Annotated in this window: 20 protein-coding genes; 16 read left to right on the top strand and 4 right to left on the bottom strand. The window is 68.4% G+C overall.

The window, feature by feature from the left end; genetic code table 11:
• Window positions 1–164: 164 nt before the first annotated feature.
• The 13 genes from ACQ3HB_RS05115 to ACQ3HB_RS05055 all read left to right on the top strand — a co-directional run bounded on the left by ACQ3HB_RS05115 (window position 165) and on the right by ACQ3HB_RS05055 (window position 15,102).
• Window positions 165–1,346 (top strand): LacI family DNA-binding transcriptional regulator, encoded by a 1,182-nt coding sequence (locus tag ACQ3HB_RS05115; RefSeq protein ID WP_430918348.1) that lies wholly within the window; start codon window positions 165–167, stop codon window positions 1,344–1,346.
• Between the two features lie 245 nt (window positions 1,347–1,591).
• Entirely contained in the window at window positions 1,592–3,259 is a 1,668-nt protein-coding gene (locus ACQ3HB_RS05110) for an ABC transporter substrate-binding protein (RefSeq protein WP_430918346.1), read from the top strand.
• 4 nt (window positions 3,260–3,263) lie between these two features.
• Entirely contained in the window at window positions 3,264–4,244 is a 981-nt protein-coding gene (locus ACQ3HB_RS05105) for an ABC transporter permease (protein WP_430918426.1), read from the top strand.
• Entirely contained in the window at window positions 4,241–5,158 is a 918-nt protein-coding gene (locus ACQ3HB_RS05100) for an ABC transporter permease (RefSeq protein ID WP_430918344.1), read from the top strand. The genes ACQ3HB_RS05105 and ACQ3HB_RS05100 overlap by 4 nt, the downstream gene beginning before the upstream one ends.
• Window positions 5,155–6,954, top strand: a complete 1,800-nt coding sequence (locus tag ACQ3HB_RS05095; protein WP_430918342.1) for an ABC transporter ATP-binding protein — start codon at window positions 5,155–5,157, stop codon at window positions 6,952–6,954. Before ACQ3HB_RS05100 ends, ACQ3HB_RS05095 begins: the two co-directional genes overlap by 4 nt.
• On the top strand, window positions 6,951–7,895 hold the full coding sequence (locus tag ACQ3HB_RS05090) for an alpha/beta fold hydrolase (RefSeq protein ID WP_430918340.1): 945 nt from the start codon (window positions 6,951–6,953) through the stop codon (window positions 7,893–7,895). Before ACQ3HB_RS05095 ends, ACQ3HB_RS05090 begins: the two co-directional genes overlap by 4 nt.
• Before the next feature lie 259 nt (window positions 7,896–8,154).
• Window positions 8,155–9,327 carry a glycoside hydrolase family 1 protein gene (locus ACQ3HB_RS05085; protein WP_430918338.1) on the top strand — a complete coding sequence of 391 codons (1,173 nt, stop codon included), beginning with the start codon at window positions 8,155–8,157 and terminating at the stop codon, window positions 9,325–9,327.
• A 393-nt stretch (window positions 9,328–9,720) separates the two neighbouring features.
• Entirely contained in the window at window positions 9,721–10,536 is an 816-nt protein-coding gene (locus ACQ3HB_RS05080; protein WP_430918336.1) for an NAD(P)H-binding protein, read from the top strand.
• A gap of 56 nt (window positions 10,537–10,592) precedes the next feature.
• Entirely contained in the window at window positions 10,593–11,171 is a 579-nt protein-coding gene (locus ACQ3HB_RS05075; protein ID WP_430918335.1) for a sugar O-acetyltransferase, read from the top strand.
• An 11-nt stretch (window positions 11,172–11,182) separates the two neighbouring features.
• Window positions 11,183–11,746 (top strand): TetR/AcrR family transcriptional regulator, encoded by a 564-nt coding sequence (locus ACQ3HB_RS05070; RefSeq protein ID WP_430918333.1) that lies wholly within the window; start codon window positions 11,183–11,185, stop codon window positions 11,744–11,746.
• Between the two features lie 128 nt (window positions 11,747–11,874).
• A complete protein-coding gene (locus ACQ3HB_RS05065; protein ID WP_430918425.1) occupies window positions 11,875–12,942 on the top strand; it encodes an alkene reductase in 1,068 nt (355 codons plus the stop codon).
• A gap of 151 nt (window positions 12,943–13,093) precedes the next feature.
• Window positions 13,094–13,639 (top strand): MarR family winged helix-turn-helix transcriptional regulator, encoded by a 546-nt coding sequence (locus ACQ3HB_RS05060; RefSeq protein WP_430918331.1) that lies wholly within the window; start codon window positions 13,094–13,096, stop codon window positions 13,637–13,639.
• Window positions 13,636–15,102 carry an MFS transporter gene (locus tag ACQ3HB_RS05055; protein WP_430918329.1) on the top strand — a complete coding sequence of 489 codons (1,467 nt, stop codon included), beginning with the start codon at window positions 13,636–13,638 and terminating at the stop codon, window positions 15,100–15,102. The genes ACQ3HB_RS05060 and ACQ3HB_RS05055 overlap by 4 nt, the downstream gene beginning before the upstream one ends.
• A gap of 92 nt (window positions 15,103–15,194) precedes the next feature.
• On the opposite strand, the gene ACQ3HB_RS05050 is transcribed toward ACQ3HB_RS05055, so the two are convergent.
• Entirely contained in the window at window positions 15,195–16,082 is an 888-nt protein-coding gene (locus ACQ3HB_RS05050; RefSeq protein WP_430918327.1) for a hypothetical protein, read from the bottom strand.
• A gap of 53 nt (window positions 16,083–16,135) precedes the next feature.
• Here ACQ3HB_RS05050 and ACQ3HB_RS05045 point away from each other — a divergent pair, with 53 nt between their 5' ends.
• Entirely contained in the window at window positions 16,136–16,939 is an 804-nt protein-coding gene (locus ACQ3HB_RS05045) for a MarR family winged helix-turn-helix transcriptional regulator (RefSeq protein ID WP_430918326.1), read from the top strand.
• 219 nt (window positions 16,940–17,158) lie between these two features.
• The gene (locus ACQ3HB_RS05040; protein WP_430918324.1) at window positions 17,159–17,563 is read left to right on the top strand and encodes a hypothetical protein; all 405 of its coding nucleotides are present in this window, start codon (window positions 17,159–17,161) and stop codon (window positions 17,561–17,563) included.
• 160 nt (window positions 17,564–17,723) lie between these two features.
• Here ACQ3HB_RS05040 and gad read toward each other — a convergent pair whose 3' ends face one another.
• The 3 genes from gad to ACQ3HB_RS05025 form a co-directional block, all read right to left on the bottom strand.
• Window positions 17,724–19,190: a glutamate decarboxylase gene (gene gad, locus ACQ3HB_RS05035; protein ID WP_430918322.1), complete on the bottom strand. Its 1,467-nt coding sequence runs from the start codon at window positions 19,188–19,190 to the stop codon at window positions 17,724–17,726.
• Window positions 19,191–19,410: 220 nt separating this feature from the next.
• Complete coding sequence (locus ACQ3HB_RS05030) at window positions 19,411–20,169, bottom strand: SDR family NAD(P)-dependent oxidoreductase (RefSeq protein ID WP_430918321.1); 759 nt, start codon at window positions 20,167–20,169, stop codon at window positions 19,411–19,413.
• A gap of 152 nt (window positions 20,170–20,321) precedes the next feature.
• On the bottom strand, window positions 20,322–21,173 hold the full coding sequence (locus tag ACQ3HB_RS05025; RefSeq protein ID WP_430918319.1) for a fumarylacetoacetate hydrolase family protein: 852 nt from the start codon (window positions 21,171–21,173) through the stop codon (window positions 20,322–20,324).
• A 154-nt stretch (window positions 21,174–21,327) separates the two neighbouring features.
• On the opposite strand from ACQ3HB_RS05025, the gene ACQ3HB_RS05020 reads away from it, so the two are divergent.
• Window positions 21,328–22,614 (top strand): enolase C-terminal domain-like protein, encoded by a 1,287-nt coding sequence (locus tag ACQ3HB_RS05020; protein ID WP_430918318.1) that lies wholly within the window; start codon window positions 21,328–21,330, stop codon window positions 22,612–22,614.
• Window positions 22,615–22,701: the final 87 nt, after the last annotated feature.

Genomic DNA, 22,701 nt, shown 5'->3' with positions numbered 1-22,701 from the left:
CCTGACCCGACCCGCGCTCGCGGCACAGCAGCGCGCTCGAACACCCCGGGCAGCGGGACGCGACGCCCGGCGCGGGCGTTCGTGAGCCCAGAACCGGACGCTCGTGGTCGAAGGCGTTCAGGGGCGTCCTCGTATCATGGGCTGTCAGGGATGAGGAGGGGACCATGGCGAAACCGCCGACCGTGTACGACGTCGCGACGAGCGCCGGGGTCTCCATCGCCACGGTCTCTCGCGTGTTCACCACCCCTGAAACCGTGAAGGAAGCGACGCGATCGCGTGTGCTCGCGGCCGTCCACGAGCTCGGCTACGTGCCGAGCGGGAGTGCGCGCGGGCTCGCCGCTCGACGCACAGGCGTGCTCGGCCTGTTCTTCCCGGGCCTCGACGCGCTCGGCGAACTGCGCGGACACACGGACTTCCTCGCGCACGACGTCGCCGCGCTCTCACGGTCGGGCGAGCGGACGGATGAGCGAGCACACCAACCCGAGAGCGCGACCGGATCAGACACGTCCCCGCCCCGAACCACGATCATCCGCGACATCCCGGCCCGCGCGGACACCCGCGCGCTCAACCTGTACCTCGACGAGGTGCTGCGGGGGAGCGAGCTCGAGGCGTGGCGCAGCGGGCGGGTCCTCCTGGTGGGCGTCGGCCGCGGAGAGACCTCCGGCCAGACGGTCCTCGACATGGCCGGCCGGGTCGACGGCTTGATCGTCCTCGCCGGGAGCGCGACCGATGAGGAGCTCACCCAGCTCGCGCGGCGCATCCCCATCGTCGTGATGGCGGGGCCTCGACGGGGCGACGATTTCGATCACGTGTCGGTCAGTAACTCGGAGGGCATGGAGGCGATCACCGCGCACCTCGTCGACGACCTCGGCGTGACCGACATCGTGTACCTGGCGGGCAGCGCGACGTCACCGGACGATCACGAACGCTGGACGGGCTTCCTTCAGGCGCTGAAGAGCCGCGGCCTGACTCCGCCGGACAAGCCATGGCTGCGCGGCGACTTCACACGCGAGGGCGGCCGGGCGGCTGGCCGCGTGCTCTTCTCGAGCGATGAATTGCCGCGCGCGATCATCTGCGCGAACGATCAGATGGCGCTTGGCGTCATCGATTCCGCGCGCATCGCGGGTGTGGACGTGCCGGGCGATCTCATCGTCACCGGCTTCGACGGCATCGATGCGGGTGATCTGTCAACGCCGCGCCTCACGACGGTGAGCCAGCCCATGGAATCGCTCGGGCGCGCCGCGGTGCAGGTACTCGTGCACCGGCTTGAAGACCCGGAGCGCCCGTCGATGTCGGTGCGACTGCCGGTCGAGGTCCTGCTCCGGGAGAGCTCAGAGCTCGTCTGACGGAGTGCTCCGGAACTGCGCGTCGAGCGCCGACGAGCCTGCGCGTCGAGCGCGGTGCTGTGCGGCGAGGGCGGTGCGGCTCAGACCCGCGCTCGCGGCGCAGACCCGCGCGTACGCGAGCGCATCGCGCTGACCAAGGGAAGGCGGGGCGCGGAAGGTCTCGAACGGGTACAGGCGTTGCGCACCGGGTTGCGTGAACGAAATGTATGCGCTTACACTCGGTGAGACAAGCAAGGACGGTGGCGATGACGCACACGAAGCATTCCCGACGGAGACGACTCGCGGCTCTCGCGACGATCGTGGCCTCCGCACTTCTCGTTTCGGGATGCAGCATTCAGATCAAGAGCGAGCAGGATCCCACGATCCCCGCCGACACGATGCTGCTGGCAGCCGACAAGGGCACCCCGATGCTCGAGCGGAACTTCAACCCATACCTCGTGAACAAGCGCGCGGCATCGAGCTACATGTACGAGCCGCTCACGGTCATCAACGTGCTCGACGGCACGCAGACGATGTGGCTCGCGGAAGACGTCACGCTCCCCGACCCGCAGACGATCGACTACACGATCCGCGACGGCGTGAAGTGGTCGGACGGCAAGGCGTTCACACCCGCCGACGTCATGTTCACCTTCGACCTCATCAAGCAGTTCCCGACGCTCGACGTCAAGGGCGCCTGGTCGCACATCGACTCGATCGAGACCCAGGGCCAGCACGTCATCTTCCACCTGAAGACGGCTGACGCGCCGGCGGCCGACATCATCTCCCAGACGCTCATGGTTCCCGAGCACATCTGGAAGGACGTCAAGAGCCCAGACACCTGGCGCGACCCGAACCCCGTCGGCACGGGCCCGTACACCCTCGGCAACTTCTCCTCGCAGCAGTACACGATGGACAAGAACGAGGACTACTGGCAGGCGGACAAGGTCGAGGTCAAGCACCTCGTCCTCCCGGCGGCCACGAGCGAACTCGACATCGTGACCAAGGGCTTCGACTGGGCGTACGCGTTCATGAGCAACGTCGACGGCACCTGGGTCGCCGCCAACGACTACAACAAGTACTGGTTCCCGCCGGGCGGCGTCATCAGCCTCGTCCCCAACTTCGACGTCGCACCGTTCGACAACGTCGACGTGCGCCGCGGCATCGCCCTCGCGCTCGACCGCGACAAGATCGCCGACGCAGCGACCGAGGGCTACCTCGGCGCGGCGGGCCAGACCGGTCTGATGCTCCCCAACCAGGAAGCGCAGCTCGACCCGTCGATCCCGAACCAGGGCCTCATCGCCAAGGACGCGGAGGGCGCGCTCGAAGCGTTCGCCAAGGCCGGGTACACGCAGCAGGGCGGCAAGCTCGTGGACGCGGAAGGCAAGCAGTTCACCTTCTCCATCACGACCGCGAACGGGTACGCTGACTGGCTCCGAGCCGTGCAGGAAGTCCGCAAGGAACTCGGGGCCATCGGCATCGACGTCACCATCAAGCAGCCGCAGCCCCCGGGATACCAGCAGGCCATCCAGAACGGCGACTTCCAGGTCGCGATGGGCGGCATGGGCGGTGGCATCATCTTCCAGGCCTACGACAACGGGTTCAACAGCTCGTACGCGAAGCCCGTCGGTGAGCAGACGTCCAGCAACTTCGGCCGCTTCAAGAGCGCCGACATGGACGCCCTCCTCCAGGAGTACAAGGCGACCACCGATGACGCGTCACGGCAGCAGATCAGCTACCAGATGCAGAACATCGTCTACGACGACCTGCCCGTGATCGGTCTGTACTACGGCGGTCTCTGGGGCCTGTACAACGACAAGAAGTTCACGGGATGGCCGGATGCCGACCACCCGTACGCTCCGCCGCAGACGTACGACCAGACCCCGCTCCTCGTGTTCACGCACCTGAAGCTCCGCGACCAGAAGGACGGTGAGTAGACCAGTGGCCTACGCACTCCGCAAACTCGGGCTGTTCGTCCTCACCCTGTGGGCGGCCGTCACGCTGAACTTCCTCCTGCCACGGCTCATGCCGGGGTCCCCGACCGATGCCGCGATCGCGAAGCTCGCGCAGAACGGCCCGGTCACGGAGGCGACCCGCGCAGCGATCGAAGCCCAGCTCGGCGTCCCGGACGGCAACATCTGGGAGCAGTACGTCACGTACCTGCACCAGGTGGTCACGTTCAACTTCGGCGTCTCGTACACCTTCTATCCGCAGTCGGTGTCGGAACTCATCTGGCAGGCGTTCCCGTACACGATCATCCTGCTCGGCATCGTGACGATCGTCGCCTTCATCCTCGGCACCCTGATCGGCGTGCTCGCGGCTTGGAAGCGGAACACCTGGCTCGATGCGCTCCCCACCCTCACGGGAACGTTCGCGAGCACCTTCCCGTACTTCTGGACGGCGCTCCTCCTGCTCTTCTTCGCAGGCTACGTGGCCCACTGGTTCCCGACCTCCGGTGCCTTCGGACCGACGGCGAGCCCCGCGTTCACGTGGGACTTCATCACCGATGTCGCGTACCACGCGGTGCTGCCGGCCCTCACGATCCTCGTCACCTCGCTCGGCGGCTGGATCCTCGGCATGCGCAACGCGATGATCAACACGCTCGGTGACGACTACGTGACCTTCGCTGAGGCGAACGGCCTGCGCGGCCGCACGGTCGCCATGAAGTACGCGGCCCGCAACGCGATCCTCCCGAACCTCACCGGGTTCGGTCTGGCCCTCGGCGGCGTGGTCGGCGGCTCGATCCTGGTGGAGCAGGTGTTCGGGTATCCGGGCATCGGGTTCCTCCTGTTCAACGCCGTCATCGGCCAGGACTACCCGCTCATGCAGGCGCTCTTCCTCCTCATCACCGTGAGCGTGCTGATCGCCAACTTCCTCGTCGACATTCTGTACGGCGTACTCGACCCAAGGACACGACGATGACCACGACCCAGCATGTGAAAGCAGTCCGGTCGGACGCGGCCAAGCCGCCCCGCAAGCTCGCCTTCGTCGGCAGGGCGGCGGCGACGCTGTGGGCCAACTGGAAGTCCAGACTCGGCATCATCATCCTCGCGTTCTTCGTGCTCGTCGCGATCTTCGCGCCCCTCCTGGCTCCGTACGGCGCCTCGCAGGACGGCTTCCCCCGCAACTCGGATTCGACCCCTGAACACTGGTTCGGGACGACCGCGGCGGGCGAGGACGTGTTGAGTCAGCTCATCTACGGTGCGCGGATCAGTGTGGGCGTCGGCTTCGTCGCCGGCATCCTGTCCACGATCGTCGCCGTCGTGATCGGCCTCAGCTGGGGCTACATCCGCGGCTTCGGCTCCGAAGTGATCAACTTCATCGTGAACCTGTTCCTCGTGGTTCCGGGTCTGCCGCTCATGATCGTCATCGCTGCGTACCTGCAGAACGGCGGTCTGCTCATGATCATCGCGGTGATCGTGATCACCGGTTGGGCCTGGGGCGCTCGTGTGCTCCGCAGCCAGACGCAGTCGCTGCGGTCCCGCGACTTCGTGACGGCTGCGCGGTTCTCGGGTGACCGCCCGTGGCGCATCGTCTTCAACGAGATCCTGCCGAACATGACCTCGCTCATCGCGGGTGGCTTCTTCGGCGCCGCGACGAGCGCGATCCTGGCTGAGGCCGGCCTCGAGTTCCTCGGTCTCGGCGACTCCTCGATCGTCAGCTGGGGCACCATCCTCTACTGGGCGCAGAACTCCAACGCCCTGCTCACCGGTCAGTGGATCCTCCTGTTCGCCCCCGGTCTCTGCATCGCCCTGCTCGCGATGAGCCTCACGCTCATCAACTTCGGTGTCGACGCCATCAGCAATCCGCGCCTCCGCGAAGGGAAGTCACGATGAACGCGAATGTCCAGGCGGACGCCGCAGCTCCGACGAAGTCCGGCGGCGAAGCGCTGCTCCAGGTCCGCGACCTCTCCGTCGTCTACGAGTCGGTCGGCGCGGAGCCGGTCCAGGCCGTCGACCACGTCTCCTTCGAGGTGAAGGCGGGTGAATTCATCGGTCTCGTGGGCGAGTCGGGTTCCGGCAAGTCGACGCTCGGCTTCGCGCTGACCCGGCTGCAGAAGCCGCCGGCGCGCACGAACGGCGGCCAGATCTTCTTCAACGGCGCCGACATCCGCGACCTCGACGTCGAAGAGCTCCGCCGTCAGCGGCAGGGCGGCTTCGCGATGGTGCTGCAGTCCGGCATGAACGCGCTCAACCCGGTGCGGACCATCCGCAATCACTTCGTCGACATCTTCCGTGCTCACAAGCACGTGGAGAAGGCGCGGTGGGATGCGCGGATGACGGACCTCGTGGAGAAGGTCGGCCTCGACGCTTCCGTCCTGGCACGCTTCCCCGGCGAATTGTCGGGCGGCATGCGCCAGCGCGTGTCGATCGCGCTCGCGCTCTCGCTCGAACCGCAGCTCATGGTGTTCGACGAGCCGACGACCGCGCTCGACGTGCTCGTGCAGCACGCGATCATGGACACGATCACGTCTCTGCAGGCGGCCGAGGGCTTCACGGCCATCCTGATCAGCCACGACCTCGGAGTCGTCCTCGAAGCGACCGACCGCGTCCTCGTGATGCACGAGGGCCGCATCGTCGAGGACGCGCCGAGCCGGAACATCCTCGACAAGCCGCAGGATCCGTACACGAAGATGCTGCTCAGCCACTACGCGGACCCGCGTGCGGAGGTCGTGCAGCTGCCCGGGTTCCCGGTGCGGGGGAACCGCGCTTCGACGGGTTCAGCGGTCGGTAGCGGCTCAGCGACCGGTGGCGACGCCGTCACGGGTTCCGAGTCCGGCAGCGCCGTCGCAGCGCACAAGGGAGCGTCTGCACGCGAGGGCCGCTCGGCCCTGTCCTCGATCGTCGTCGACGGCGTCTCGAAGATATACCCGCCGCCGCGCCGCGGTGAGCAGCCCGTCCGCGCCGTGAACGACGTCTCGTTCACGCTCGAACCGGGCCAGTCCCTCGCGCTCGTGGGCGCATCGGGCAGTGGCAAATCGACGATCGCGAAGCTCATCACGGGCATCGAGAAGCCCACGAGCGGCAGCATCCGCTTCGGCGACCTCGACGTCCCCTCGCTCGGCAGTCGCGGCATCCGGGAGCTCCACAAGAACGTGCAGATGGTGTTCCAGGACCCGTATGCGGCCCTCAACCCGCTGCACACGGTCGAGTACACGCTCACGCGGCCCATCGTGAACTTCACGGGACTCCGCGGCGACGCGGCGAGGGCTCGCATGCTCGAACTCCTCGACACCGTCGGACTGACTCCGGTGGAGCAGTTCGCGGCCAAACTGCCGCACCAGCTCTCCGGTGGACAGCGCCAGCGCGTGGTCATCGCCCGGGCGCTCGCGAGCGACCCGCAGGTGCTCATCGCGGACGAACCCGTGTCGATGCTCGACGTCTCGCTGCGGGCCGGCGTGCTCGCGCTGCTCGAGGACCTGCGCGAACTGTGGGGCGTCTCAATGCTCTACATCACGCACGACCTCCTGTCCGCCCGCCTCGTGACCGACAACATCATGGTCCTGAACGCCGGAAGCGTCGTCGAACGCGGCGAGACCGCCCAGGTGCTCCAGCACCCGCAGGACCCGTACACGATCCAGCTCCTGGACGCCGTGCCGAACCCCGCACGCCTGAAGGGAAGCGCGGCATGACGTCGCCGGTGACCTCGAACCCCGAGCCGGCTCCGGTCCCTGAGCCTGTCGAAGGGCGGTTCCCGAGCATCGAGCGATTCGGGGCCGTCGAGGTCCCGGCCGGCATCGACGTCGTGGGGATCCCCGCGACGATCGGCACGCTGTCTGCGTTCCACGCGGCCCCGGCCGTGGGCGTCCCCGTGCGAGGCATCGTCCTCATCGTTCCTGGTTTCACCGGCTCGAAAGAGGACTTCACGACGTTCCTCCCGCTGCTCAGCGCGGCGGGCTGGGACGTGTGGGCGTACAGTCAGCGCGGACAGGGCGACTCGGCGGGCCCGGACGGCATCGAGCACTACCGTCTCGAGGACTTCGCAGCCGATGCGATCGAGGTCGCCGGACTCGTCGGCGAGGGCTCGGCCGTACACCTCCTCGGCCACAGCTTCGGGGGCGTCGTCGCGCGGGCCGCGGCCATCGCGTCGCCCGGTTCGTTCCGGTCCCTGACGATGTTCTGCTCCGGGCCGAGCGGCTGGGAAGGCCGACTCCAGGACACGAGCGACACCCTCGCCGAGAGCGGTTCGCTCGGCCTCTGGTACCGCGACAACCCGCACACCATGGGCGTCCCGGACAGCGAGCTGACCCCGGACGAGGCGTTCGTCCGGCTGCGACACGCGCGCACGTCGAGCGACAACCTCCGCTCGGCGGTCGCGATCCTCCGCGACGACCAGGACACGACGGAACAGTTGCACGCGACCGGACTGCCCGTCCACGTCGCACACGGTGAACACGATGACGCGTGGCCGATCCCGTGGCAGCACTACATGGCGTTGCGGCTCGAGGCCAGGTACTCGGTCATCCCGGGCGCCGCGCACTCCCCGCAGCTCGAGGCCCCGGAGGCCGCGGCCCACGCGCTCGACGCGTTCTGGGCGTCGGCGCCGAGCTCCTCAGTTCGACCAGCTCAGTGACCGGCGCCCGGTCCCTGAGCTCGATCCCTGGTCCCTGAGCCCTCCCGTCCCTGAACCCTCCCGTCCCTGAACCCTCCCGGTCCCTGAACCCTCCCGGTCCCTGAACCCTCCCGGTCCCTGAACCCTCCCGGTCCCTGAACCCTCCCGGTCCCTGAACCCTCCCGGTCCCTGAGCCTGTCGAAGGGCCATCAACCTCCACCACCTCCGGTCCCTGAGCCTGTCGAAGGGTCCAGACCGCACAACGAACAGGAGCAACATCGTGCTGACCTTCCCGAACGGATTCCTCTGGGGTGCGGCCACCGCCGCCCACCAGATCGAGGGCAACAACATCAACAGCAACTGGTGGGTGCACGAACACGAGGCGGGCACGACGATCGTCGAACCGTCCGGTGACGGCATGGACAGCTACCACCGCTACCGCGAGGACATGCAGCTCCTCGCCGACGCCGGTCTGAACACGTACCGGTTCAGCATCGAGTGGTCCCGCATCGAGCCGGAGCGCGGCTTCGTCTCGCGTGCCGAGATCGACCACTACCGTCGCATGGTCGACACCGCTCACGAGCTGGGGCTCAACCCGGTCGTGACGCTCATGCACTTCACCGTGCCGCGCTGGTTCGAGCGCGACGGCTTCTGGCGTGCGAAGGACGCGGCCGACCTGTTCGCTCGCTACACCGAGCTCGCGCTGCCCGTCGTGTCCGAGAGCGTCGACTACGTCTGCACGATCAACGAGCCCAACATCGCGGCGATGCTCGCGGGCGGCGAGGACGCATCGAACCTCGTCGCGTTCGGCCTCCCGAACCCCGACCTCGAGGTCGCAGACGCGCTGCTCGAATCGCACAAGCGCTCGCGCGAGGTCCTGTCCCAGGTGTCCGGCCTGAAGACCGGTTGGACGATCGCCACCCAGGCGTTCCACTCCACGGGCGAGCCTGGCGCGGACGAGAAGCTCCACGAGTACGGCTACCCGCGCGACGACTGGTACCTCGAACAGTCCGCCGGCGACGACTTCGTGGGCGTCCAGGCATACACGCGGACGTACATCGGCCCGAACGGTCCGTTGCCCGTCGCCGATGACGTCGAGACGACGCTCACCGGTTGGGAGTTCTTCCCCGAGGCGCTGGAGATGGGCGTCCGCAGTGCGTGGGAGCTCTCCGGCGGCGTGCCCGTCATGGTGACCGAGAACGGCATCGCGACCGCTGACGACGACCGCCGCATCGCCTACACGGACGGCGCGCTGCGCGGCCTGCACGCGGCGATCCAGGACGGCGTCCAGGTGGACGGCTACCTGCACTGGAGCGCGCTCGACAACTACGAGTGGGCGAGCGGTTACCGACCCACCTTCGGCCTCATCGCCGTCGACCGTGAGACGTTCGTGCGCACGCCGAAACCGAGCCTTGCGTGGCTCGGTCGCGTCGCGCAGGCCAACGGCCTCTAGGCCCGCCGGCTCCGCCAGCTTCACCCCTGCACCACCCCAGCATCACCACTCCTGTTCACAACTCAGGAGACGCCCGGCGTGTCGGGCCGAATCCTCATCGATCCGGCCCGACACGCCGCAGCGCTCCTGAGTTGTGAACAGCACACCGCTGTATCCCCAGGCCACCAGATCCCCAGATCCCCAGAATTTCTGCGTCGCGGGACGACGGTAGGCTGACGTCGAATGCTCACGCAGTGTTGTGCCTAACCACGACCATCCGCAGCCGTAACCCGTTACGCCGTCCGGGGATGGCGATTCTGTGCGCCCTCCGGCGGAACCCCCGATCGAGATCCTCATCCTCGATCCGAGTTCCGGCCGTCGACCCGCACACGATCCCTTCTTTGGAGTACACGAATGACCCGTTTCCTGCTCACCGGCGCCACAGGCAACCTCGGCGCCGCCGCACTGCACGACCTCCTCGAACGCGTTCCGGCGTCCGACATCGCCGTCCTCATCCGGCGGCCTGACGATGCACCTCGATTCGATGCGCTCTCCGTGGAACCTCGTCTCGGCGACTATGACGATCCCGCGTCCCTCGCCGAGGCGTTCGCGGGTGTGGAGCGCCTGCTGTTCGTCTCGAGTCCGATCCTCGATCCCGTCCGGCGGGCGGCACAGCACCGCTCGGTCGTCGCCGCCGCGGTCGACGCAGACGTCCGGCACGTCGTCTACACGAGCGCAATGGGCGCCGCCCACGATCCGGGGCACAGCGCCGCCGAATCCGCGTTGAGGGCGTGGGGCGGGAGCTGCACGATCCTGCGCAACGGCCTCTACTCGGACGCATTCGTCAGACAGGCGCTGCTCGATGCGGAGGCCTTCGGCGCCGTCAGATCCGCGAGCGACGGCGCGCGTCTCGTCACCACCGCAGTCGCCGATCTCGCGGAGGCTGCGGTTCTCGCGCTCCTCGCTCCTCCGTCGCAGTCGCTGTTGGAACTGCGCGGGCCGGCGTGGACGTACGACGACCTCGCGACATCGCTCTCCGATGCGCTCGGCAGGCCGATTCCGCACGAACTCGTCGACGAGGCGATGACGGGGCCGTTCTCGGTCCTGTTCCCGCTCGTCAGGCGCGGGGTGTTCGCGGCGGAGACGGATGATCTGGCGCGCCTGCTCGGACGTCACCCGCTGTCGATCGCCGATGTGGTCGCGCAACAGCTCGCTGGAGGTGAGCGATGAGAGGCGTCGACAGGGCGTGTGCAGGAGCACGGGAATCGATGTGTACAGTTGTACACATGAACGACTACTTCGCAGGCGACGACCGCACCAACCGCGAGCGCATGCTCGCCGGCGACCTCTACATCGCCGACGACCCCGACAGCGCGGCGCAAGCGCTCCGGGGCATGCGCCTCACGAACGCCTACGCGACCGCGTACCTGCAGGACCCCGCATCGGCTCGCCCGATCCTCGCCGACCTCGTTGGGTCGCTCGGCGAGAACGTCGATGTGCGCCCGCCGCTCGCCGTCGATTACGGCACCTACATCACCATCGGCGACGGCACCTTCATCAACTCCAACCTGACCGCCCTCGACGTCGCACCGATCACGATCGGCCGCGACTGCCAGATCGGTCCCAACGTCCAGCTCCTCACGCCGACGCACCCCGTCGACCCGCAGCCGCGACGCGACAAGCTCGAAGCGGCCGAGCCGATCGTGATCGAGGACAACGTGTGGCTCGGCGGCGGAGCGATCATCCTGCCGGGTGTGACGATCGGCGAGAACTCGGTCATCGGCGCCGGGGCCGTCGTGACGAAGGATGTTCCCCGCAACTCGGTGGCCGTGGGCAACCCCGCCCGCGTCATCCGCTCGATCTAGGCGAGGTGACGATGGCGGCGAGGCGCTTCGACCCGGATCGACGGGACCGGATCATCGATGCGGCGATCGCGCTGATCGCGGAACAGGGCGTCGCGGGCACCACGCATCGGAAGGTCGCGGCGAAGGCCGACGTGCCGCTCGGCTCGATGACGTACCACTTCGATGACCTCGGCGAGCTGCTCCACGAGGCGTTCATGCGCTTCTCGACGACGGTGAGCGACCGATTCGAAGCGCGTCTCCGGCAGGCCGGCGATGTCGCTTCGGCGCGCATCGCCGTCGTCGAGATCATCGAATCGGATGTCCTCGCCGCACCGGACGATCTCGTGCTCACGATGGAGCTCTACACGCTCGCTGCACGCGATCCGGAATATCGAGCGCTCACCGACGCTTGGATGCAACGGAGCCGTCGCGCCCTCGAGCTGCACTTCGATCCCGTGACGGCCCGTGAGCTGGACGCGTTGATCGAGGGAATCTCGATCCACGTCGCGCTCGATCGCACACCCATGACCCGTGAGCTCATCGTCGACGCCGTCGACCGAGTGACCGCTCCGCGTTCCGAAAGGCACCATCCGTGACCCACTCCGCATCGTCCACCCCGGTCCCTGAGCCTGTCGAAGGGCATGCGGTTCCGGTCCCTGAGCCTGTCGAAGGGCACGCGGTTCCGGTCCCTGAGCCTGTCGAAGGGCACGCCCTCTTCTCTCCGATCACGGTCGGCGCGGTCGAGCTTCCGAACCGCCTCGTGATGGCGCCGCTCACGCGTCTGCGCTCCGGTCGGGACGGCGTTCCCACGGCACTCGTCGCGGAGCACTACGCGCAGCGCGCGAGTGTCGGCCTCATCGTCTCCGAGGGCACGTATCCGACTCACGAGTCGCGCACCTACACGGGCCAGCCGGGCATCGTGACGGACGCGCAGATCGAGGGCTGGCGCGGTGTCGCCGATGCGGTGCACGCCGCCGGCGGTCGTATCGTGCTGCAGATCATGCACGGGGGTCGGGTGGGGCACCCGGCGATCACGGGCACCGATCGACTCGTCGCGCCGAGCGCCATCGCAATCGACGGGCAGACCCACACGCCTGAGGGCAAGCTGCCGTATCCGGTCCCGCACGAGCTGACGACCGATGAGCTCGCCATCGTGCGCGAGGAGATCGTGACCGCTGCGCGCAACGCCATCGCGGCCGGCCTCGACGGGGTCGAATTGCACGGGGCCAACGGCTACCTGCTCCACGAGTTCCTGGCGCCCTCGTCCAATCAGCGGACGGACGCGTACGGCGGCTCTGCCGTCAACCGTGCTCGCTTCCCGATCGAGGTCGCGACCGCGGTCGTCGAGGCGATCGGCGCGGGCCGCGTGGGTCTGCGCTTGTCTCCGACGCACGGCATCCTGGACGTCATCGAGGACGACCCGGCCGAGACGGAGGCGACCTATGACGCGCTCCTCGACGGCATCGCTCCCCTCGGCATCGCGTACGTCAGCGTCCTGCACGCGCAGCCGGACGGCGAACTCGTCCAGCGGATCCGCGCCCGCTTCGACGGCACGTTCATCGTGAACACCGGTTTCAGCCGTGCGTCCACGCGTGCGGAGGCGCTCGGGTACGTCGCCGACGGGCATGCCGATGCGGTCGCCGTCGGGCGTCCGATCATCGCGAACCCGGATCTCCTCGAACGGTGGCTCGCCGACCAGCAGGAGAACGAGCCGGACCCGTCGACCTTCTACGCGGACAGCGCCGCCGGGTACACGGACTACCCGCGCTGGGACGAGCTCACGCGCGCCTGAGCCTGGTTCCAGCCGGGCTGAGTGCGACCTCGTCGTGCTCCAGGCGACCCCAGGCGCCTTGCGTCCTCTCTCCGCTGCCACATCCGAAGGTCTCGCCAGATCCGAAGGCAAACTGTGAAGGTTGCCTTCGGATCTGGCGTACAGTGGAGGGATGGATGCAGGACGGGCGGATGCGCTGAGCGGAACCGAAGCGGAGGGCGAAGCCGATGCCGAACTCGGGATGGCTGCTGAGGAGGCGCGGGTCGCGGCGATCGCTGGCGAGCTGCGCGCGCTCATCGGAAGACTCCGGCGACGGATGCGGGAGGACGTCCCTGCGGGCGGGCTGACGGCATCGCAACTCGCCGCGATGTCGCGACTCGAGACGGGCGGCCCGGCGACCGTCTCCGCACTCGCCCGTGCGGAGGGCGTGCGGTCGCAGAGCATGGGCGCCAACATCGCGGCGCTCGAAGCGGCCGGGTACGTCAGTGGATCGCCGCACCCGAGTGACGGCCGGCAGACGCTCCTCTCGCTCACGCCGGCCGCGCACGAATCCATCCGATCCATGCGCGCAGCACGCGAGGACTGGCTGTCCCGCAGCATCCACGCCCACCTCACGACGGCCGAGCACGTGCAGCTCGAAGCCGCCGTCGACCTCCTGAAACGGCTCGTCGACGAGCCGGGCGACTCCGCCGCACGCACCGCCGACCAGCGACCGTGACGCGCGGTCCGGTCGATCGCGGGGCCGACGACGGGGCCGGCGACGGGGCCGGTGACGGTGACGGAACCGCCGACGTGATCGCCCAGGCGATGGTTCCGGCGGCCTCAACCAACCCGTTCGGCTGGCGGTTCGTCTCGCCGCTCCTCCTCGGGTCGGCTCTGAACCCGATCAACTCGTCGATGATCGCCACCGCGCTCGTCGGCATCGGCACGGACCTCGGCGTGGACGCGGGCAAGACCGCCGCGCTCATCTCGGTCCTGTACCTGTCGAGCGCGGTCGCGCAGCCGACCCTCGGCAAGGTCTCGACGCTCCTCGGTCCGCGACGCACCTTCCTCGGTGGCCTGGTCGTCCTCCTCGTCGCAGGTCTGATCGGCGCGTTCGCCCCCACGTTCGGCGTCCTGCTCGTCTCGCGGGCGCTCATCGGCATCGGCACCTCCGCGTGCTATCCGACGGCGATGGCCCTCATCCGGCAGCGCGCCGATGCGAACGGTGGCGGTGTGCCGACGTCGGTGCTCGGCAACCTCACCATCGCGGCGCAGATCACGGCGACGTTCGGATTCCCGCTCGGCGGTGTCCTCGTCGGTGCGTTCGGCTGGCGGTCGATCTTCGTCGTGAACATTCCGCTCGCCGTCCTCACGTTCGTCCTCACGCTCACGGGTGTACCGAAGGACGCGGACCGGCCGAGGGAAGGGCGCGGACAGCTCATCACCGCCCTCGATCTGCCGGGCATCGCGCTGTTCGCGGGGATGATCACGGCGCTGCTCCTCTTCCTCTCGGAGATCCGCACGCCGATCTGGTGGCTCCTGGGCGTCTGCGTCGTCCTCGCCGCGGCGCTGCTCGTGTGGGAACGTCGTGCGGCGAGCCCGCTCATCGACGTCCGGATGCTCGCGAAGAACCTGCCGCTCCAGCGCACCTACCTGCGCGCGGGGCTCGTCAGTCTCGGCAACTACTCGGCGCTCCTCGGGATGAGCCAGTGGCTCGAACAAGGGCGCGGCCTGAGCGCGTGGACGGTGGGGCTCATCCTGATCCCGTTGTCCGGAGCCGCCGCGATCATCAGCCGGATCGTCTCCCGGCGGGGATGGGTGCGATGGGCTCTGCTCGTCGGCGGGATCATGCAGGGTGTCGCTGGTCTCGTGATGCTCACGATCGGCAGCACCACGAGCATCGTGCTGTTGATCGGGATGACGCTGCTGCTCGGGTGTTACGCGTTCGGTTCGGTCGGGAACCAGGCGACGCTCTATCTGCAGAGTCCGCCGGAGACGATCGCCGTCGCGTCCGGCCTGTTCCGCACGTCCACGTATGTGGGTGCGATCTTCTCGTCGAGCATCCTCGCCGTCGCATTCGGGACGCACGCGAGCGATGGCGGCATCCACAACCTCGGGTGGGCGCTCGTTGGCATCGGTGTGCTCATCGCGGCCCTCGTCGTCTTCGACCGCAAGATCCCGCGCACCGCCAACCCCTGACCCTCCCCTCCTCGATCGCGGAACCGCCGAGGTGAGGCTTCCGGTCGTCCTGTGGCGTCCACAGTGACCGGAAGCCTCACCTCGGCAGGTGGTCAACGGGCGTCACGGGGAGTGCGGTGTCCGCGGGGGCCGTGCTCGCGACGGCCGCGGGGGCCACGCTCGGACGCGGTGCTCTCGTCCCAGCCGAAGCCGCGGGCGATGGATTCGAGACTCGCCATCGTGGTGGCGAAGTCCTCGGGGGAGACGGCATCCGTTACGGTGGAGCGGATCGCGGTCACCTTCGTGAGGAGCGCGGCGTGTGCCTCGCGACCCGCATCGGTGAGGGCGATGCCGTCCTCGGTCGTGACCCAGCCGCGATCGACGAACTCGTCGACGATGTCCTGGGTCGAGCGGCGACGACGGCTTTCGGGGCCGCAGTGGCCAGGGCGGTCGCGGTCGGGGTGTTCGCTGCCCTCGGGGCGTCCGGCGCGGTCGGGGTGTCCGGGGCGCCCGCCGAGGTCGGGGTGTCCGGCTCGCTCGGCGAACGGGTGCTGACCGCGTGCTCCGAACGGGTGCTCCGGGCGCTGGCCTCGCGGTCCGAAGGATCGCTCGGGGCGTTCTGTGCGGTCTTCGGGCGACGCGAACGGGTGCTCGCCTCGCTCGGGGCGCTCGCCGAAGCCCTGTTCGGGGCGCTCGCCGAAGCGGTGCTCGGGACGACCGCCGAAGCCTCGACCGCCGAAACGGCCGCGTCCTTCGTGTCCCTTGCGTCCGTGGGGTCCGCGGCGGGGCGGCATCGCAGCATCGATCTCGTCGATGGTGCTCGCGCCGTCGGCGATGACGGACAGCGTGCGCCAGGAACGGCGGCCGATGCCCTGTTCTGCGAAGGCGTCGCGCATCGCTGAGCGCATGGAGACGTCGATCGTGCGCAGCCAGTAGCCGAGCGGACGCTGAGCGGACGGGCTGGTGGGGGACTGGTTCTGAGTGTCTGTTGGGGAGTTCATGGTGTCTTCTTTCATTTGCATGTCTTGTTACATGTAAATGTATAATGACATGTATGTCCGACGATCGTCAAGACCCGCCCAGCGAACACTCAGCAGACGCGACCGCAGACGCCTCGGCACCAGCGGCTGAGAGCGCCGATGGGACCGCCGATGCCGTCGGCCTGATCGAGCAGGCGCTCGTGCGGATCCGACGCGACCAGTCGAGACGACGACTGCATCGGCGAGGCGGCCCAGGTTTCGCGGGAGGTCCGGGCTTCCCGGGCGGGCCCGACTTCCGCGGGGGATTCCCCGGCGGATTCGATGGGCGGCGCGGCGGCCCGTGGGGAGACCCGCATCACGGCCGCGACCACCAACCGGAGCACGGCCGAGCCGAAGGCGACGCGGACGGGCATGACCGTGACCACGACCGCACTCGCGACCGCACGCGCGGCAACGGCCGCGACGACGAGCGCGGCACCGGCCGTCGCACCCCGCACGATCGCTCGCTCGGCCAGGCCGCTCGATTCCGCATGCTCGAAGCCATCGACGGTGCTGGCGAGGGTGCCGGCGGCGGTGCGAGCGCGGGCATGGGCATCAGTGCGCTCGCGGCGGCGATCGGCGTGGACCAGCCGCGTGCCAGCAGACTCGTCGCGGAGGCGACGGAACGCGGGCACGTTCGTCGTGCGGTCGACCCGCAGGATGGCAGGCGCAGCGTCGTCCAGCTGACCGATGCCGGCAGGGCGATCCTGCACGAGGCGCACCGGGGCCGTCGCGATGCCGTGACCACCGCTCTCAGCGGATTCACGGCGGCGGAGACGGAGCAGTTCGCGACACTCCTCAGCCGTTTCGTGGACGCCTGGCCGCGCGACGACGAGTGAGCTGCGGAGGGATCTTCCGTGCATTCCCGGGCGCCTGACATCGGCAGGCATCGCTCAGACGATCCTCTCCGCGTCGTCTCCGAAGTGCCATCGCTTCGCCGCCACCGCGAGCACGACATCGGGACCGGGAATTCTGGTCCGTTCCCCACCCGTGCGCTGCTAGCGTCGTCTCGGGGCGCGCATTCGTCCGACGCCCGATTCCTGCTGGAGGGTGTTCCGATGACTCGTCTCGTCACGTCGTTCGCGACCGTCGCCGTGCTTGCCGTCGCGTTGAGCGGTTGCTCGTTCGGTGCGAACAGCCAGGATCAGGCGTGCAAGGACTTCGAGACGGCGTGGAGCGCGATGAAGTCGTCGATCGATACGAACCTGCCGAAGGTGACCGAGGACTCCGCCGCCTGGGGCAAGCTCAGCGATGCGCGTGACGCGTTCGTCTCCGCGGCACACGAGGTCGGCAACGGCCAGATCGATCCGCTCTCCTCGACGACGGCCGAGCGCGTCGGGACCCTCGTCGACGCCGCCCGCCTCTACAAGCAGAAGCCGAGCGATGGCACGCAGGCCGCCCTCGACACCGCGCAGGAGAACCTCTCGGACACCGTCGCGAAGATCGACGCCATCTGCAAGTAGGCGCGGCTGGCCCTCCGGTCGACCGTCATAACTCCTTCAATTCCGACATCGGCAGGCAAGCCTTCCCCGGAATTCCGGGCTTGGCGCCGGCCGCCAACGTCGAATCGAAGGAGTTGTGCTCGGCGAGCTGACGTTTCGCCGCACCCATCGAGCAGCGTACTCAGGACGCCAGCGCCTCCGCGGAGACCTCGGGCGTGGCGTTGTGGTTGAAGCCACCGCCCTCGGACTCGTCGAGTGGACGCGACGGCGGCCGGTCGGTGAGCTTCCCGATGGCGCGGCGCAGGTCCGCGAGCAGCAGGTCCGCCATGTCGAGGCTGAAACCGTGCCGCACGATGATGCGCTGCACCGCGACCTCCTCCTGGGCCGGAGGCAGCGTGTACGCGGGCACGAGCCAGCCGAGCGTCCGCAACGCCTCGGCCAGGTCGAAGAGGTTGAACGGGCCGTCCGGGTCCTTCAACCGCCAGGTGACCGCTGGGATCCCGAGCTGCGGATCGCCCTCGAAGACCATCGTGAACAGATCGATCGATGCGATGTCGCGAGCCAGGTATCCCGCGACCGCGTACAGCGTCGACTGCACCTTCCGGTAGCCCTCCCGCCCGAGCCGCAGGAAGTTGTAATAGGAACTGACGACCTGCCCTCCCGGCCTCGAGAAGTTGAGGTTGAAGGTCGGCATCTGCCCACCCAGGTAGTTGACGTCGAAGATGAGCTCCGTCGGCAGATCGGCCGCATCCCGCCAGATCACCCATCCGCTGCCCAGGGGAGCGAGGCCCGTCTTGTGCCCGGAGCTGTTGATCGACTTCACCCGTGGCAGACGGAAGTCCCACACGAGGTCCGGTGCGCAGAACGGGGCGACGAACCCGCCGCTCGCCGCATCGACGTGGATCGGGATGTCGAGGCCCGTCCGCTCCTGGAGGTCGTCGAGGGCCGCACTGATCGCGACGACGTCCTCGAACTTGCCTGTGAACGTCTGCCCGAACGTGACGACGACCGCGATCGTGTGCTCATCGCATCGGGCGATCACCTCCTCCGGCGTGAGGAGGTTGCCCGTGTTCATGGGCGCCTGGCGCATCTCCACGTCGAAGTAGCGTGCGAACTTCTCCCAGCACACCTGCACGGGACCCGTCACGATGTTGGGGGTCGCGGTGGACGCGCCCGCCGCGGTCCGGCGTGCCTTCCAGCGCCACTTCGCGGCCAGCCCGCCGAGCATCGCCGCCTCGCTCGATCCGGTCGTGGACGTCCCGAGCGTCGTCGTCGGCTCCGGGGCGTGGAAGAGGTCGGCGAGCATGCGCACGCATCGGGCTTCCAGCTCGGCCGTCTGCGGGTACTCGTCCTTGTCGACGATGTTCTTGTCGATCGACTCGTCCATCAGCTTCCGCACCTCCGGTTCCACCCAGGTGGTGCAGAAGGTGGCGAGATTCATGCGGGAGACGCCGTCGAGCAGCAACTCGTCGTGGACCAGCTGGTAGACCTCGCGCGGCGCCCGCTCCAGCTCTGGGAACACCGATGTGGGTGCGCGCGATGCGAGGAGCGGCGTGACGAAGAGATCGTCGCGCGGGTCGTCGGTCGGCGGGTCGTCCGCCGGACGGTCGAGTGGATCGTGGCTTCGTCGGCTCGCATCGGTCGTCATGGACCCTCCTCCATCGGCGGTACGGCGTCCGCGATCCGAGGCACTCGAGCATGCGCGGGCCGTTGCCCGAATGCTAGCGCGACTCGTCGAACGCGCGCGACTGGTGCGGTCGGCCTCCTGGCCGACTGCTCCGGCACCCCCAACCTCCGTTTTCGTGCAAGAAGTGCCATCCACAACGTCCGTATTGCACGAAAACGGAGGTCTTGGCGGGGCGGGAGCGTTACTCGGGTCGCAGACGCAGCTCGTGCATGCCGCCGTCGACAGCGATCGACGTGCCCGTCGTGGAACCGGACCGCGGGCTCGCGAGGTACGCGACCGCATCGGCGACCTCCGAGGCTGCGACGAGGCGGCCGTGCGGCTGACGGGCGTTGAGCGCGGCGCGTTCCGACGCTGGATCGTCGGCCGAGGACAACAGCCGACCGACCCACGGCGTGTCCGCGGTGCCCGGGTTCACGGCGTTGACGCGGATGCCCTCGCGGAGGTGGTCGGCGGCCATCGCGCGGGTGAGGGAGAGCACGGCGCCCTTCGTCGCGCTGTACAGGGCGCGCTGGGGCAGGCCAGCCGTCGCGGCGATCGACGAGGTGTTGACGATGGCGGCCGACGGCGACTTCCGCAGGTGGGGGAGCGCCGCACGGGACACGCGCGCCATTCCCACGACGTTGATGTCGAACACGCGCAGCCACTCGTCGTCGGGATTGTCCTCGACGGTGCCTTGCGCGCCGATGCCCGCGTTGTTCACCACGATGTCGATGCGGCCGAACCGTTCGACGACGGCGTCGATCGCGGCACGCACGGAGGCGGCGTCGGCGACGTTCCCGGCCACGGCGAAGAGGCCCTCGGCCGCATCAGCCGGGTTGAGGTCGATGACGGCGACCTGCGCGCCGCCTTCCGTGAGGCGGGTGGCGATCGCGGCGCCGATGCCGGATGCGCCGCCCGTGACGACGGCCACGAGACCGTCGAATTCAGGGTTGGAGGTCATGGTTGCGGTTCCTTTCGGGGGTGTCCGGTGAATGCTGTGACGTGCATAACTCCTTCGAATTCGACGGGCGCCGAGTCCGCATCCCCGGAATTCCGGGGGTGAGCCGGCGCCGAGCCGTCGGATCGAAGGAGTTGTGCGCGCGCGGCCCGGGCTCAGACGGGCGGCAGGAAGGACTGGCGCTGGTGGCCGAGGCCTTCGATCTCGATCTCGCAGACGTCACCGGCGGCGAGGTAGGGGAAACGGCCCGACAGTGCGACGCCCTCTGGGGTGCCCGTCAGGACGAGGTCGCCGGGTTCGAGGGTCAGGTACTGGCTGAGCTGCCAGATGATCGTGTCGACGCTGAAGATGAGGTCGGCGGTCGACGAGTCCTGGCGCGGTTCGCCGTTGACCCAGCTGCGGAGGCGGAGGTTCGTCGCATCGACCTCGTCGGGGGTCACGAGCCACGGCCCCGTCGGGTTGAAGCCGGGGGCGCTCTTGCCCTTCGACCACTGGCCTCCGGACACCTCCAGCTGGAACGCGCGCTCCGAGAGGTCGTTCGCCGTCACGAACCCTGCGATGTGCCTGGCGCTGTCCGCTGGGCCGTCCAAGTAGGAGGCGCGCTGGCCGATGACCACGCCGAGCTCGACCTCCCAGTCGGTCTTCGTGCTGGTGCGGGGGATGTGGACGTCGTCGTTCGGGCCCACGACCGTGTTGGGCGTCTTCAGGAACATGATGGGCACCTCGGGCGGCGCGGATCCGGACTCCGCGGCGTGGGCCGCGTAGTTCATGCCGATGCAGATGACCGCGCTCGGGCGGGCGATGGGCGCGCCGATGCGGAGGTCGTCCGCTCCTGCGATGGCTGACAGACGACCGGCGGCGATGGCATCGGTCACGATCTGGACGGGTGAGGCTTCCAGGAAGGCGCCGTCGATGTCGCGGGTGACCGGCGTGAGGTCCAGCCAGGAGCCGTCGACGAGCGCTGCGGGGGTCTCGTCGCCGACGGGGCCGAGGCGGGCGAACTTCATGCGGGTCTCCTTCTGTGGAACATGGTTGATCGGACATCTGAAGTCTCCGGGCGTTACGCGCGGCTCTGAGTGGACTCATCGCGCATCGCCGTCGGTTGACAGTCTATACATCGGATGTTTACGCTCGGAAGAGCCCGAACAAGGAGAACCGTCAGTGAGCACGATCCTCGCGCTGGAGACCAGCGACATCCGATTCCCCACCTCGACGTCGCTCGACGGCTCCGACGCCATGAACCTCGACCCCGATTACTCCGCCGCGTACGTGCGCATCCTCACCGACGCCGCCGACGGCCTCGAAGGCCACGGCTTCGTGTTCACGATCGGGCGCGGCAATGACGTCCAGGTCGCCGCCATCCAGGCGCTCGCCCACCACCTCGTCGGCCGCGAGACGGAAGCGGTCCTCGAACACATGGGCGCGACCTCGCGCGCGTTCCTCTGGGACTCGCAGCTCCGCTGGCTCGGCCCGGAGAAGGGCGTGATGCACATGGCGATCGGCGCCGTCGTCAACGCGCTCTGGGACCTGAAGGCGAAGCGCGCGGGACTCCCCGTCTGGCAGTTGCTCTCCCGGATGACGCCGGCCGAGATCGTCGAGCTCGTCGATTTCCGCTACCTCGAGGACGCATTGACCCCCGCGCAGGCGCTCGAGATCCTCGAAGCGGCCGTCCCCGGACGCGCGGCACGTGAGGCCGAACTCCTCGCCGACGGCTACCCCGGCTACACCACCACGCCCGGCTGGCTCGGATACAGCGACGAGAAGCTCGTCCGACTCTCCCGCGAGGCGGTGGCGGACGGGTTCGGGATGATCAAGCTGAAAGTCGGTGGTGACCTACAGGACGACATCCGTCGGCTCGCGCTCGCCCGCGAGACCGTCGGCCCGGACATCCGCATCGGCACGGACGCGAATCAGCGGTGGGGGGTCGATGAAGCGATCGAGTGGATGTCGCATCTCGCGCGATTCGACGTCGCCTGGATCGAGGAGCCGACGAGTCCCGACGACGTCCTGGCGCACGCCGCGATCGCTCGTGGAGTAGCGCCGATCCCGGTCGCGACCGGTGAGCACATGGCCAACCGGGTCATGTTCAAGCAGTTCCTGCAGGCCGATGCGCTGCAGGTGTTGCAGATCGATGCATCGCGGGTCGCAGGCATCAACGAAAATGTCGCGATCCTGCTGCTCGCCGCCAAATTCGGGGTGCCCGTCTGCCCGCACGCGGGCGGCGTCGGTCTGTGCGAGGCCGTCCAGCACCTGTCGATGTTCGATGTCGTCGCGGTCTCCGGGTCGCACGAGGGACGCGTGATCGAGTACGTCGACCACCTGCACGAGCACTTCGCGACGCCCGTCGTCATCCGGAACGGCAACTACGTCGCACCGACCGCGCCCGGCAACGGCATGGAGATGCTCGCCGCCAGCCGTGCGGCCTTCGCGTACGCCATCCCCGCCTAGTGGTTTTCGCAATTCAGGAACATCGGCACAATTCAGGATGATCGAGCTCGGCGCGCCGGTCGATCATCCTGAATTCTGCAAATCATC

It is taken from the genome of Plantibacter lichenum, from assembly GCF_050587525.1.
In the GTDB taxonomy this organism is placed as follows: Bacteria; Actinomycetota; Actinomycetes; order Actinomycetales; family Microbacteriaceae; genus Plantibacter.
Note: the sequence above shows the minus strand (reverse complement) of the source record. Positions and strands in the feature narration are given on the sequence as shown.

Bases quoted from the DNA above. Each gene is read 5' to 3' on its own strand.
- ACQ3HB_RS05115 (WP_430918348.1), top strand. From the start codon at position 165: ATGGCGAAACCGCCGACCGTGTACGACGTCGCGACGAGCGCCGGGGTC.
- ACQ3HB_RS05110 (WP_430918346.1), top strand. From the start codon at position 1,592: ATGACGCACACGAAGCATTCCCGACGGAGACGACTCGCGGCTCTCGCG.
- ACQ3HB_RS05100 (WP_430918344.1), top strand. From the start codon at position 4,241: ATGACCACGACCCAGCATGTGAAAGCAGTCCGGTCGGACGCGGCCAAG.
- ACQ3HB_RS05095 (WP_430918342.1), top strand. From the start codon at position 5,155: ATGAACGCGAATGTCCAGGCGGACGCCGCAGCTCCGACGAAGTCCGGC.
- ACQ3HB_RS05090 (WP_430918340.1), top strand. From the start codon at position 6,951: ATGACGTCGCCGGTGACCTCGAACCCCGAGCCGGCTCCGGTCCCTGAG.
- ACQ3HB_RS05080 (WP_430918336.1), top strand. From the start codon at position 9,721: ATGACCCGTTTCCTGCTCACCGGCGCCACAGGCAACCTCGGCGCCGCC.
- ACQ3HB_RS05075 (WP_430918335.1), top strand. From the start codon at position 10,593: ATGAACGACTACTTCGCAGGCGACGACCGCACCAACCGCGAGCGCATG.
- ACQ3HB_RS05070 (WP_430918333.1), top strand. From the start codon at position 11,183: ATGGCGGCGAGGCGCTTCGACCCGGATCGACGGGACCGGATCATCGAT.
- ACQ3HB_RS05060 (WP_430918331.1), top strand. From the start codon at position 13,094: ATGGATGCAGGACGGGCGGATGCGCTGAGCGGAACCGAAGCGGAGGGC.
- ACQ3HB_RS05050 (WP_430918327.1), bottom strand. From the start codon at position 16,082: ATGAACTCCCCAACAGACACTCAGAACCAGTCCCCCACCAGCCCGTCC.
- ACQ3HB_RS05045 (WP_430918326.1), top strand. From the start codon at position 16,136: ATGTCCGACGATCGTCAAGACCCGCCCAGCGAACACTCAGCAGACGCG.
- ACQ3HB_RS05040 (WP_430918324.1), top strand. From the start codon at position 17,159: ATGACTCGTCTCGTCACGTCGTTCGCGACCGTCGCCGTGCTTGCCGTC.
- gad (WP_430918322.1), bottom strand. From the start codon at position 19,190: ATGACGACCGATGCGAGCCGACGAAGCCACGATCCACTCGACCGTCCG.
- ACQ3HB_RS05030 (WP_430918321.1), bottom strand. From the start codon at position 20,169: ATGACCTCCAACCCTGAATTCGACGGTCTCGTGGCCGTCGTCACGGGC.
- ACQ3HB_RS05025 (WP_430918319.1), bottom strand. From the start codon at position 21,173: ATGAAGTTCGCCCGCCTCGGCCCCGTCGGCGACGAGACCCCCGCAGCG.